The organism is Nocardia sp. NPDC003979 (assembly GCF_053605015.1).
Genome location: NZ_JBSGIJ010000012.1, coordinates 119915 through 132486 on the forward strand (window position 1 = coordinate 119915; position 12572 = coordinate 132486).

The 12572-nt window shown below is 68.8% G+C and carries 10 protein-coding genes and 1 pseudogene; 3 read left to right on the forward strand and 8 right to left on the reverse strand.

Annotated elements, in window-relative coordinates:
- Positions 1-8: 8 nt before the first annotated feature.
- The 4 genes from egtD to egtA all read right to left on the reverse strand — a co-directional run bounded on the left by egtD (position 9) and on the right by egtA (position 4504).
- Complete coding sequence (egtD, locus tag ACWEVR_RS23820; RefSeq protein WP_452468782.1) at positions 9-980, reverse strand: L-histidine N(alpha)-methyltransferase; 972 nt, start codon at positions 978-980, stop codon at positions 9-11.
- Positions 977-1810, reverse strand: a complete 834-nt coding sequence (egtC, locus tag ACWEVR_RS23825; RefSeq protein ID WP_452468783.1) for an ergothioneine biosynthesis protein EgtC — start codon at positions 1808-1810, stop codon at positions 977-979. Before egtC ends, egtD begins: the two co-directional genes overlap by 4 nt.
- On the reverse strand, positions 1810-3144 hold the full coding sequence (gene egtB, locus ACWEVR_RS23830) for an ergothioneine biosynthesis protein EgtB (RefSeq protein ID WP_452468784.1): 1335 nt from the start codon (positions 3142-3144) through the stop codon (positions 1810-1812). Before egtB ends, egtC begins: the two co-directional genes overlap by 1 nt.
- 82 nt (positions 3145-3226) lie before the next feature.
- Positions 3227-4504: an ergothioneine biosynthesis glutamate--cysteine ligase EgtA gene (gene egtA / locus ACWEVR_RS23835; protein WP_452468785.1), complete on the reverse strand. Its 1278-nt coding sequence runs from the start codon at positions 4502-4504 to the stop codon at positions 3227-3229.
- 123 nt (positions 4505-4627) lie between these two features.
- Here egtA and ACWEVR_RS23840 point away from each other — a divergent pair, with 123 nt between their 5' ends.
- Both ACWEVR_RS23840 and ACWEVR_RS23845 read left to right on the forward strand, forming a co-directional pair.
- On the forward strand, positions 4628-5809 hold the full coding sequence (locus ACWEVR_RS23840) for an aminotransferase class V-fold PLP-dependent enzyme (RefSeq protein WP_452468786.1): 1182 nt from the start codon (positions 4628-4630) through the stop codon (positions 5807-5809).
- A gap of 192 nt (positions 5810-6001) precedes the next feature.
- Positions 6002-7645 carry a fatty acyl-AMP ligase gene (locus ACWEVR_RS23845; protein ID WP_452468787.1) on the forward strand — a complete coding sequence of 548 codons (1644 nt, stop codon included), beginning with the start codon at positions 6002-6004 and terminating at the stop codon, positions 7643-7645.
- 50 nt (positions 7646-7695) lie between these two features.
- On the opposite strand, the gene pth is transcribed toward ACWEVR_RS23845, so the two are convergent.
- Both pth and ACWEVR_RS23855 read right to left on the reverse strand, forming a co-directional pair.
- A complete protein-coding gene (gene pth / locus ACWEVR_RS23850; RefSeq protein WP_067485516.1) occupies positions 7696-8274 on the reverse strand; it encodes an aminoacyl-tRNA hydrolase in 579 nt (192 codons plus the stop codon).
- A gap of 20 nt (positions 8275-8294) precedes the next feature.
- Positions 8295-8912 carry a 50S ribosomal protein L25/general stress protein Ctc gene (locus tag ACWEVR_RS23855; protein WP_452468788.1) on the reverse strand — a complete coding sequence of 206 codons (618 nt, stop codon included), beginning with the start codon at positions 8910-8912 and terminating at the stop codon, positions 8295-8297.
- A 321-nt stretch (positions 8913-9233) separates the two neighbouring features.
- On the opposite strand from ACWEVR_RS23855, the gene ACWEVR_RS23860 reads away from it, so the two are divergent.
- Positions 9234-10874 carry a peptide chain release factor 3 gene (locus ACWEVR_RS23860; protein ID WP_452468789.1) on the forward strand — a complete coding sequence of 547 codons (1641 nt, stop codon included), beginning with the start codon at positions 9234-9236 and terminating at the stop codon, positions 10872-10874.
- A 20-nt stretch (positions 10875-10894) separates the two neighbouring features.
- On the opposite strand, the pseudogene ACWEVR_RS23865 reads toward ACWEVR_RS23860, so the two are convergent.
- Together ACWEVR_RS23865 and ACWEVR_RS23870 are read right to left on the reverse strand one after the other, a co-directional pair.
- Positions 10895-11377: pseudogene (locus tag ACWEVR_RS23865) on the reverse strand (nuclear transport factor 2 family protein); the annotation flags it as partial.
- Positions 11378-11685: 308 nt separating this feature from the next.
- Entirely contained in the window at positions 11686-12558 is an 873-nt protein-coding gene (locus ACWEVR_RS23870) for an Abi-alpha family protein (RefSeq protein ID WP_452468790.1), read from the reverse strand.
- Positions 12559-12572: the final 14 nt, after the last annotated feature.

The window sequence follows — 12572 nt, forward strand, 5'->3', positions numbered from 1 at the left end:
AGCCGCGGTCAACGACGCTCGGCCAGGACGAGGGTGAAGCGGTTCTCGGGGTCGGTCCAGGTGTGGGTGGGGGTGAAGCCCGCGTCGTCGAGTTCGGCACCGAGCGCTTCGGGACGGAACTTGGCCGAGATCTCGGTGCGCATCTCCTCGCCCGCGGCGAAGTCGACGGTGAGGCCCAGATCGGCGACGGTCGCGGTCATGGCTTCGGTGGCGCGCAGGCGCATTTCGATCCACTCGTTCGTGGGATCCCACAGCGCGATGTGCTCGAACTTGTCCGGTTCGAAATCGGCGGACAGCCGGTTGTTGAGGACGTGCAGGACATTGCGGTTGAACTCGGCGGTGACACCCGCGGCGTCGTCGTAGGCGGGAACGACGATTTCGGGGGCCACCACGAGGCCCGCGCCGAGCAGCAGCAGTTCCCCGGGTTCGAGAACCTCGTTGATGCCGGCCAGGAATTCGGCGCGTTCGGCGGGCACCAGGTTACCGATGGTTCCGCCGAGGAAGGCGATCATCCGGCGCCCACCCCTCGGCAGGTTGTGCAGGGTGTCGGTGAAATCGCTGACCACACCGTGCACGGACAGGTTCGGGTACTCGGCCGCCAATTCGGTTGCAGCACCACGGAGGGCTGACGCGGAAACATCCTGTGGCACATAGGTTTTCAGCGAACCCACGGCCGTGAGCGCGTCGAGGAGTAGCCGGGTCTTGGCCGCCGAGCCCGCGCCGAGTTCCACCAGTACGTCGGCACGAGCGGCGGCCGCGATCTCGTCCACCACATCGCGCAGCAGCGCCCGCTCGGTGCGAGTGGGGTAGTACTCGGGTAGCTCGGTGATCGCCTCGAACAATTCGCTGCCACGGGCGTCGTAGAACCACTTGGGCGGCAGCGACTTCGGATCGGCGGTGAGTCCGGCGCGGGCGTCGGCGCGCAGGGCCTCGGTGAGATCGGCGTCGGTGAGGTGGATGTCCAGCAGCGGCGCGGTCATGAACGGACCCTTTCGGTGGCGGGGAATTCCAGAGCGGTGATGGTGCAGTGGCCGGGCGAGGCGGTCACCAGCTGACGATCCGCGATCGGTCGCCATCGTGGATCGTCGTCGTACGGTTCCGAGGACAGCACGGCGTAGTCGTCGGTGACCAGCACCGACAAGGCATGCCAGCAGGTGGTGGCCCAGAGTTCGGAACCGTTGCCGAGCAACAGATTCACGCGGGCGTTGGGTTGATGACGCAGCACGGTGGTCACCAGTAGTCGCAGCGCGTCGGCCGGCGACGTGACCGGACCGTCGGGGTCGATGGCGGCGAGCAGGGCACGCAGCACGACCCACAGCGCTGCCGCGTCGGTGAGTGCCTCGGCGTGCAGGAACATCGAGGCCGTGGCGGACGGGTCGAGAAGGGGCGCCAAGTCGGTGAGGACGGCGGGCAGGGTGGTTCGCCACTCCTGCACGACACCGTTGTGGCTGAAGGCCCAGTGGTCGTCGGTGAAGGGGGCGCAGGCGGAGCGTTCGATCGGCATGCCGACGGTGGCCGAGCGGACGGCCGCGAGCACCGCTCGGGACTCGAGCTGCCCGAGGACCTCGGCGACAGCCGGATCGGTCCAGATGGGGGCGGGATTGCGGTAGCGGGTCACCGCGTCGCGGGCACCCTCCATGCCGACCTCGGCGCGGCGCCACCAGGCGACGCCGAAACCGTCGGCGTTGACGGTGCCACCGGCACGCATGTCGAGCGGCGCCCAGGACTGGGCGTAGAGCGAGTGCGAGCCGCGCAAGATCAATTCACCGACCGCGACCGGTGGGCCGACATAGCCGAGGTGTCTGCACATCAGTGTTCGTCCTCGCGCAGGTCGCGGGCCAGCCGGAACCCGGCGAAGATCTGCCTGCGGATGGGATGGTCCCAGTTGCGGAAGGTGCCGCGGCAGGCCACCTCGTCGGTGCCGAACGAACCGCCGCGCAGGATCCGGTAGTCCCCACCGAAGAAGACCTCCGAGTACTCGCGGTACGGGAACGCACGGAACCCTGGGTAGGCCTCGAAACCGGAGGAACACCACTCCCAGACGTCACCGATCAACTGGTGCACTCCGGTTGCCGACGCACCGGCCGGATACGCGCCGACCTCGGCCGGTTCCAGATGGCGCTGGCCCAGGTTGGCGGTGCGCTCGCTCGGCTCGTCCTCGCCCCACGGATAGCGCCGCGACGCTCCGGTGGCCGGGTCGAACCGCGCCGCCTTCTCCCACTCGGCCTCGGTGGGCAACCGCTTACCCGCCCACCGCGCATAGGCCTGCGCCTCGAACCAGCACACGTGCACCACCGGCTGACGTGGCCGTAACGCGGTACGCACCCCGAAAACCCTTCGGTACCACTCATTCCCCTCGCGCTCCCAGAACTGCGGCGCGACCAGCCCCGCCTCCTGCCGGTGCGCCCACCCGCGCTCCGACCACAGCTCACGGCGCTCGTAGCCGCCGTCGTCGATGAACGCCAGGTACTGCTCGTTGGTCACCGGGGCGACATCGATCGCGAAACCCTCGACATACACCGGATGCGCGGGCCGTTCATTGTCCAGCGCCCACGGATCGGCTGACGTACCCATCACGAACTCGCCTGCGGGAACAACTACTTCACCGCCGATCGGAATCTGCGCGGACGGCGTGGGCGGCGCCGACAGTACCGGTGCGCCCAGGCGCAACTGGTGGGTGGCCAGCATGGTTTCGTCGTGTTGCTGTTCGTGCTGTGCGATCATCCCGAACGCGAAACCATTGTCCACCAGCGGATTTCCCAGCAGCGGACTGGATTCGAGTACGTCGAGGACCTTCTCGCGGACGGTGCCCACATAGCCACGCGCCTGCTCCGGATTCAGCAGCGGCAGCGCGGGCCGGTTCGCCCTGGCGTGCTTGAAGGCGTCGTACAGTTCGTCGATATCGCTGCGCACCGGTTCCCGGCCGCCGACATCGCGCACCAACCAGAGTTCCTCCTGGTTGCCGATATGGGCCAGATCCCAGACCAGGGGCGACATCAGCGGTGAATGCTGCGCGACGAGGTCGGCCTCGTCGACGCTGTCGGTGAGCACGGCGGTGCGGCGGCGGGCACGAGCGAGCACCTCGGCGATCCTGGCTCGCGTGCGTTCGCGGTCGGCATGGTCGGCGGGTGCGGAAAGTGTCACGAGCGGATCTCCGAGTGAGGCTGGGCGACAGGGATCTTCACAGCGGCAGGCAGGGTCGGGCCATCGGGCGCGCGACGTCGATTCATCGCGAACCCTCCGAGCTCTCCAGCTGGTCCGAGGGGCTGAGTGCCGAGCGACATCGACGCGCCGCGTCGGCCAATTCCTGTGCGGCGGCGGGTGTTCTGGCATGCTGTGCCGCCAGGTCGAGCACGTCCACCGCCACCTGGCGCACCTGCGGGTCGAGCAGCCCGTGGCGCGCCGCTGTGGTCCACTCCCCCGCGACCGGGGCCGCGAGAGCCGTTGCCTCGGCGACCACCTCGGATGTCGAGAGCAGGGCGTCGAACAGGTGGATCGGGGTGGTCCACGTATCGCCCGGCTGGGTGTCGAGATAGCGCACCTCGAGGTGTCCCGAGGCCCGGACCGGCGGAAACAGGGTGGTGAGGTGATAGTCGAGGTCCGCGCGGGTGGGGCGGCGGCCGACCTCGTCGTCGAGCGCGCCCGAGAGCCAGTCGGCGAAGGTCGCGCCCGGTGGGGGCGACCAGTCGGCGTCGGGTTCGGTGCAGCGCACGCACAGCAGTGGAACGTCGAGCGCCCAGCGCGCGTAGGCGGTGATCGGGTCGGCCCAGTCGGATACCGGTGGCCTGGTGCGGGCCGGGTCGAGGCGCAACCAGGTACGCATGCGCTGGGAAACCCAATCCCCGCACGGTATTCCGTGCAAGGCGGGCGAGCAGGCGAACGCCGCGATCAGTGCGGGCCCGAGCACGTAGAGCGCTGTCCAGCGGGCGCGCACCTCGGCCGGGTCGGCGCCCGCGTCGACGCTGACCTGGGTGGCGGCGGTATTGCACATCATCAGGCCGCCGAAGGGGCCGATGCCGGCGAACGCGCGTTCCATGGCCGCGTATCGGGGCAAGCGAAGGAGCCGCTCAGCCGGGCGGTGTGCGTCGGCGGACGCGGCGGTGACGGTGATTTCCCTGGTGGCGAGCAAGTCCCGCAAACGGGCCGCATCTGCCCGCAGATTCCGCGTGAGCTCCGCCGGATCGGCGAAAGGTGCGCTGGAGAGTTCGATCTGACCACCGGGTTCGATGGTCACCGCGCTGCCACCGGGCAGGGGAAGCGCGGGTGAGGCAGGGGCGAGAGAGGTCGGAGCATGTGGCCCGAGGGCCGAGGAGAGCTGGTCGAGCGAGGGTCGGGCGCCGGTGGGTCCGGCGGTGAGCCATTCGAGTTCGGCACCGATCAGCGTGGGTGGCCCGAGCTTGAAACACACCCCGCCCACATAGGCCTCAGCCGCCGCCCGCGACGACAATTCGCCCTGGTCGCAGGCGGAATCCGGCCAGGAGGAACGTTCCAGGGTGACCGCCATGCCAACCTCCACGTGGTGAGCGCCGCCGGGGCTCGGCGCATGTCGTTCATTCCAGGGTAGCGAGGACCACCGACAGAAAAAGTGTCGAGAAGCCGAACACCGATCGGCGTTAGGGTCGTCGCCATGCTGGATTTCGCCGCCATTACCGCCGCCACGCCGGGCCTCGCCGACGGCAAGGTCTTCCTCGACAGCGCGGGCTCGTCCCTACCGCCGCGCATCGTCACCGACACCGTGATCGCCCATCTCCGTCGCGAAGCCGACATCGGTGGCTACCGTGCGGCAAACGAACGACTCGACGACCTCGCCGCCGTGAAGACCTCCATCGCCACACTGATCGGCGCCACGCCCGACACCATCGCGCTCAGCGACAGTGCCACCAGGTCCTGGGCCGATTTCGCCTACTCGGTGCCCCTGCGGCCCGGCGACCGCGTGCTGATCTCCGGCGCCGACTACGCGAGCAATGCCATTGCCGCACTGCAGCGCGCCGCCGCCACCGGCGCGGTGGTCGAGCACATTCCCAGCGACGACACCGGTCGACTCGACACCGTCGCCCTGGCGAACATGCTCGACGAGCGCGTCCGCCTGGTCTCGCTGCAGCACGCGCCGACCAACGGCGGCCTGGTGAACCCGGTCGCCGAGGCGACCCGCATCGCGAAACAAGCCGGTGCGATCGTTCTGCTCGATGCCTGCCAATCCATCGGCCAACTGCCGATCGATGTGATCGAACTCGGTGTCGACGCCCTGTCCGCCACCGGGCGCAAGTGGTTGCGTGGCCCGCGCGGCACCGGATTCCTTTACGTGCGTAACGAACTGGCGCACACGATGGAACCCGCCCGCCTCGACCTGCACAGCGCCACCTGGACCGGCCCCGCCGACTACCGCCTCGCCGACGGCGCCCAGCGCTTCGAGTTCTGGGAGTGCGATGTGGCCGCCCGCCTCGGCCTCGGCGCCGCCGTGGACTACCTGCTCGAACTCGGTCCCGACGAGGCCTACGCGGCGGTGGCCGCGGGCGCGGAATACCTGCGCGAAGCCATGGCCGACCTGCCCGGCGTCACTGTGCGCGATCTGGGGACCGAGCACAGCGGCATCGTCTCGTTCACCGTCGACGGCCACGACCCGGACCAGCTGCGTGACCGGCTCGCCGAGCACGCCGTCACCGTCACCGTCAGCCGCGCCACCTCGGCGCTGCTCGACATGACCGAGCGCGCGCTGCCCGCCGTCCTGCGCGCCTCACCGCACTACTTCGTCAGCCGCTCCGATCTCGACCGTTTCGTCGCGACCTTGGCAAGCCTGACACAGCGCTGACCGGCGGATCACAGGTTCGACCCGCTGCCTCCGGCAGGCAATTGCCCCGGTGTGGCCAGAGCAGTCGGAGGCAGCGGCTATCGTGTTCACACAGGGGTGCCGGGGGCAATTGGGGTTAACACCGGAATCACGGGGCGGGATCTTGTTGGGAGCACGGCCGTAACCGATCGTTGGCGTAAAGGGAGTCCGACGTTGAGCAGGTTCACCGACGAAATGTTTGCCACAGCGCTGTCCAGCCCGCGTGGGCTGGTCACCGGAGAACCCGAGGCACCGCTTCGGCAGACCTGGGGGGAAATCCATCGCCAGGCGCGGCGGATGGCGGGCGGTCTCGCGGCCGCCGGGATCGGGCACGGCGATGCCGTGGGTGTGCTCGCCGGGTTGCCGGTCGACATCGCCCCTGTGTGCCAAGGGATCTGGATGCGCGGCGCCTCGATCACGATGCTGCACCAGCCGACGCCACGCACCGACCTCGCGGTCTGGGTACGCGACACCGAGACCGTCCTGAACATGATCGAGGCGAAGGCCGTCGTGCTCGGCGAGCCGTTCGCCGCCGCCGAACCGGTGCTGCGAGAGCGCGGGATCACCGTGGTCCGGGTGGCGGACCTGGCCGAGGGCGCCGACTCCGATCCGGTGCCGACCACCGAGGCCGATATCGCCCTGCAGCAGCTCACCTCCGGGTCGACGGGCTCGCCGAAGGCCGTGCGCATCACCCACGGCAACTTCTACGTCAACGCCTACGCGATGTTCAATCGCGTCAAGTTCCAGACCGACGACGACGTGATGATCAGCTGGCTGCCGCTGTTCCACGACATGGGCATGGTCGGATTCCTCAGTGTGCCCATGCAGTTCGGCGCCGAAGTGGTGTGCGTGACGCCGCTCGACTTCCTGGCCAGGCCGCTGCTGTGGGCCGAACTCATCGCCAAGTATCGCGGGACCGTCACGGCCGCACCGAACTTCGCGTATTCGCTGCTGGCGCGCCGGCTGCGGCAGGCCGAACCGGGCAGCATGGACCTGTCGAGCGTGCGCTACATGTGGAACGGCGCCGAACCGGTCGACCCCGACACCATGACGGCCCTGGCCGAGGCCGGAAAACAGTTCGGCCTCAACCCGTCCGCCCTCACTCCCGTCTACGGCATGGCCGAAACCACCCTCGCCGTGTCGATTCCCGATCCCGGTCACGGCATGGTGCTCGATATCGTCGACGCGGATCTGCTCGAGGCCGTCGGCAAGGCGGTGCCCGTCGCCGAGGACGGCCATCACGGCACACCGCGCAAACTGCCGACCCTCGGCTACCTGGTCGACGATCTCGAGGGCCGGGTGGTCGACGACGAGCGTCAGCCGCTGCCGGTTCGCTCGGTGGGCGTCATCGAATTGCGTGGCCCGGCCGTCACTTCGGGCTACGTCACCGTCGACGGGTTCCGTCCCGCCCAGGACGCCGACGGCTGGCTCGACACCGGCGACATCGGCTACTTCACCGACGACGGCCTCATCGTGGTGTGCGGCCGTATGAAGGACGTCATCATCATGGGCGGCCGCAACATCTACCCCACCGACATCGAACGTGCCGCCCTGCGCGTGCAGGGAGTTCGTCCCGGCAATGCCGTGGCTGTGCGCCTCGACGCGGGCGAGAAGCGCGAAAGCTTCGCCGTGGTAGTCGAATCCAACGACTACCAGGTCCCCGACGAGGTGAAACGCATCGAACGTGAGATCGTCCACGAGGTCTTCGCCGAGGTAGGCGCGCGCCCCCGCACCGTGGCCATTCTGGGCCCCGGCGCCCTCCCGAAGACCTCTTCGGGAAAGCTCCGCCGCACAGCCACGGCGGCCCACCTCCGCTGACGACAACGAGCCCTCCCCGAAACCGGGGAGGGCTCGTTGTCGAAAGTTCGCTAGTGCAGCTGGTTCTGGGCGGTTTCCAAACCGGCCTTCAGCAACAGCTCCACCGCATCGGCGGCCTGCTCGACGATCACCGGCACCTCTTTGCGCTCGGGGGCCGAGAACGGCTTGAGCACATAATCAGCCGGATCCTGACGACCGGGCGGGCGGCTGATGCCGATCCGGGTGCGCAGGTAGTCCTTGGTGGTGAGGGCCTGGGAAATGGATCGCAGGCCGTTGTGGCCGCCTTCCCCACCGCCCTGCTTGAGCCGGATCGTCCCGAACGGCAGATCCAATTCGTCGTGCACCACGATCACCTGATCGACGGGCACCGAGAAGAACTTCGCCAGCGCCGCCACCGGGCGCCCGGACAGATTCATATAGGTGCGCGGTTTGGCGATGAGGACCTGGCGGCCGTCGAGACGGGCCTGCAGCAGATCGGCGCCGGACTTCTTGTGCACGGCAAAACGGCCGCCGACGCGCTCGGCGAGCACGTCGGCGACCAGGAAGCCCACATTGTGGCGGGTGCGCTCGTATTCGGGGCCGGGGTTACCCAGCCCCACCACGAGTGCGGGCCCGGAGGATTCGGTCATCGGCCGAACCGTTGAGCGTCTTACTCGGTCTCTTCAGCGGGGGTGTCGCCCGCCTCGGCCGCGCCTTCACCCTCTTCGTCGAGCTGAGCGGCCGACGGGGCGGCGATCACGTTGATGACGAGCGCTTCGGCGTCACCGGCCAGGGTCACGCCGGCGGGCAGCTCGATGCCACCGGCCAGGATCTGGGTGCCCGCCTCGACGCCCTCGACGGAGACCTCGATGGTCTCGGGCAGCTTCAGCGCGTCGGCCTCGATGGAGATGGTGTTGGCTTCCTGGGTGACCAGGGTGCCCGCAGCGGCATCGCCGGTGACGACGACGGGGACGTCGGTGACGACGCGCTCGCCGCGCTTGACGATCAGCAGGTCGGCGTGCTCGATGTAGCGGCGGATCGGGTGGACGACTACCGACTTGGTCATGGCCAGCTGCTGCTTGCCGTCGACGACCAGGTTCAGGATGGCGTTGGTGCCGTGCTCACGCAGGATGGCGGCGAAGGCCTTGGCGTCCAGCGACAGGTGCTGCGGCTCGGACTGGTGGCCGTACAGCACGGCGGGCACGTTGCCGTCGCGACGGGTACGGCGAGCGGCGCCCTTACCGAATTCGGTACGGACGGCGGCTTCGATCTGGTTCACGTCGGACATGACTGATGCGCTCCTACGGCTCTTCCGGGCTGGTCAAGGGCGACCCATCTACCGGGGTCGGGTGGTCTGCTCGTCGGACGAAGAACGAACGAGGACGACCGGGAAGGCCGAGCCGCGTCGATCACGGTGAGCACACGGGGTGCGACTCACCCTCGCCGAGACAACCCGACCACCATACCGCACCCGATCGGCCGACCTGAAACCGCTCCAGCTTCGAACTCCCCGCCCCCACGCCCCGACCTCGAGGAGGGGCCGCGACCTCGAGCGCGCCGGCGCTCCAATAAACTCGATTGGTTGCCGACCACTGCGAGAGGTTCTGTGTTGACCGAGTCCGGAGAGAGCGCCGTCCCCACTCCGCGCGGATTGCCCGCCGAGGTGGCCCGTCGCCGCACGTTCGCCGTGATCTCGCACCCCGACGCGGGTAAGTCGACGCTCACCGAGGCGCTGGCACTGCACGCGAAGATGATTTCCGAGGCGGGCGCCATCCACGGCAAGGCCGGTCGCAAGTCGACCGTGTCGGACTGGATGGAAATGGAGAAGGCGCGCGGTATCTCCGTGAGTTCGACCGCGCTGCAGTTCAATTACCGCGCGGCCGGTTCGGATGTCGACAATGTCATCAATCTCGTCGATACGCCCGGTCACTCCGATTTCTCCGAGGACACCTATCGGGTGCTCACCGCCGTCGACGCCGCGGTGATGCTGATCGACGCCGCCAAGGGCCTCGAGCCGCAGACGCTCAAGCTGTTCCAGGTGTGTCGGCACCGTGGCATCCCGGTGATCACGGTGATCAACAAATGGGACCGCCCGGGCCAGGCGCCGCTGGAACTGCTCGACGAGATCAGCGAGCGCATCGGCCTCACCCCGACTCCCCTGTTCCTCCCGGTCGGTATCGCGGGCGACTTCCGCGGCCTGCTGCGCCGCGGCCCCGAGGGCGAGGCGACCGAGTACATCCACTTCACCCGCACCGCCGGTGGCGCGACGATCGCCCCTGAGGAATCGCTGACACCCGCCGAGGCGGAGGCCCGCGAAGGCGAGGCGTGGACCACCGCCGCCGAGGAGAGCGAGCTGCTCTCGGCCACCGGGCAGGACCACGATCAGGAACTGTTCCTCGCCGGGCAGACCTCGCCGGTCATCTACGCCTCCGCGATGCTGAATTTCGGAGTGCGCCAACTGCTCGAGACCCTTGTCGCACTGGCGCCTGCACCCGGGCCGCGCGCCGACGTGAACGGCAGAGCCCGCGTGACCGGTGACCCGTTCAGCGCGGTGGTGTTCAAGGTCCAGGCCGGCATGGACACCGCCCACCGCGACCGGTTGGCCTTCATGCGCATCGTCTCGGGTGAGTTCGAACGCGGCATGGTCGTGACGCACGCCCAGACCGGTCGCCCCTTCGCGACGAAGTACGCGCTCACGGTGTTCGGCCGCGAACGCACCACCGTCGACACCGCCTACCCCGGCGACGTGGTCGGCCTGGTGAACGCGACCGCGCTGGCACCGGGGCACACCCTGTTCGTGGACAAGAAGGTCGAGTTCCCGCCGATCCCGAGCTTCGCGCCCGAGCACTTCGCGACGCTGCGCGCCCAGAGCGCGGGCAAGTACAAGCAGTTCCGCAAGGCCATCGACCAGCTCGATTCCGAGGGCGTGGTCCAGGTGCTACGCAACGACGCGCGCGGTGACGCCTCGCCCGTGCTCGCCGCCGTCGGGCCCATGCAGTTCGAGGTGGTCACCGCCCGTATGCAGGCCGAATTCAATGTCGAGACCCAGCTCGACTTCCTCGCCTACACCCTGGCCAGGCGCACCGATGCCGAGTCGGCGCCGGAGCTGGACCGCCAGCGCGGAGTCGAGGTGTTCACCCGCACCGACGGCGCGATCCTCGCCCTGTTCAGCGACAAGTGGCGGCTGCAGTACATCGAGAAGGAACACCCGGATCTCACCCTCGAGCCGCTGGTGGCCACGGCCGACTAGCTGTCTGGGCCGGGAGCGGTCTACTCCTCCGGTTCGCGTTCCACCCGGGAGACGTCCTGGGAGATCATGCCCCAGCGGCTCGCGGTGAGCCGCAGGCTCGGCAGGTCGCTGAGCGAGAGGACCACCTCGTAGGTGCGTTCGTAGCCGGTGTGCGCGATGCGCCAGTAACCGTCGTCGCAGCGCACGTAGCGGTCGGTGTAGAACGCGGCGCCGTGCAGGCACATGTTGTGTTCGGGGATGAGCACGGTGTCGGCGAGATACCAGGTGCCGGTGGCGGTGTCGCCGTCGACATCGATCTCGGGGTGGTCGCACCGGTGCTCGGTGACGACGTGCGGGCCGAGGGTGTTGCGCAGGAAGGCGAGGAAGGCCTCGCGCGACTCGAACTGCAGGTATTCGCTGTAGGTCGCCGTGGCCTCGGGCACGAGGGTGTCGGCGAACTCGTCCCAGGACTTGGTGTCCAGCGTGCGCAGGTAGCGGAATTTGAGTCTGCTGATCGCGGTGACGTCGTCGGGATGCTCGGGTGGGCGCGGCTTCGGCTCGGGCGGCGCGGCGGCGGGCTGTTCGTCGTCGGTGATCACACTGTCCATCCCGTGCCCGGCGACCAACGGCTCCTCCGCCCCGGGTAACAGCGGCCCCGAGCGTTCACGACGCACATCGACCTCCTCGACGCGCGCGTTCACAGACCCGGGCCCTTGCTCCATGCCTCCACGATCCCACCGGATCGCCCACGCGAGGCGGATCTGTACCCGATCGCTACCCCTGTCGAAACCGGAGTGTGACCTGCGACCGCGCGGGCCCCGGACTGTCTGGGCTAGCCGATGGTGAAGCAGGTGCGGCAGAAGTCCTCGCCGAATTCCGAGAGGCGAAGGCTCTTGCGCACGATCTTCGGCGCGCGCCCGGCCTTCTTGAGCGCCTCCTCGACGACCGGCTGCACCTCGAGCACCATGTAGCGGCTCAGCACCACCGGGTCGTCGGAGGTGAGGGTGAGACCGAGGCGGTTGAGGTTGATGAGGTAGGAGCGGGCCCGGTCGGGATAGCGCACGCCTGCCTGTTCGGGCACCGAGGTGAGGTCGCCCTGCACCAGTTCCGAGCCGATGCCGAGCGGGCGGTTGGTCCGCACGTCGACGGCCGGCTGGGGTCCGTTGAGGGCCATGAACCGCAGGATGCGGGCCTCGTCGGGGGCGATCTCGTCGAGGATGCGGTCGTAGGCGGGGTGCACGTCCTCGGTGAAGTACACGTCGGCCGAGCGGGCCAGCAGCGCATCGCCGCGGCGGCGCAGTTCCTCGGTGGTGGAGGACCGCAGATAGGGGCCGACCGCGAGGGACTGCTGGCCCGAACCGTTGGTGGTCGGCACATAGCTGACGATCTCGCGCACCGAGCCCTCGGTGACGCCGAGGGCACTGCGGGCGATCGAGCGCAGCGCGTTGCCGGTGCGCTCGGCGATATCGGCGGACGACTCACCGTCGAGCGCGGCCTGCGCCAGCTCCTTGGTGACCTCGTAGGTGGTGCCGACGGCCCACTGGCTGCCGCGCACAGCGGTGCCCGCGGCCAGTCCGGCCGCCCGGAACACCCCGCGGATCAGGCGGGCTTCGTTACTGATCTGTCGCTGCTCGACATCCGAGCTGCGCTCGACGGCGCGGGTACCGGCACGGGCCAGGTCCTGTCCGGTCCTGTCGTCTGTCAACGTCCTACTCCGAA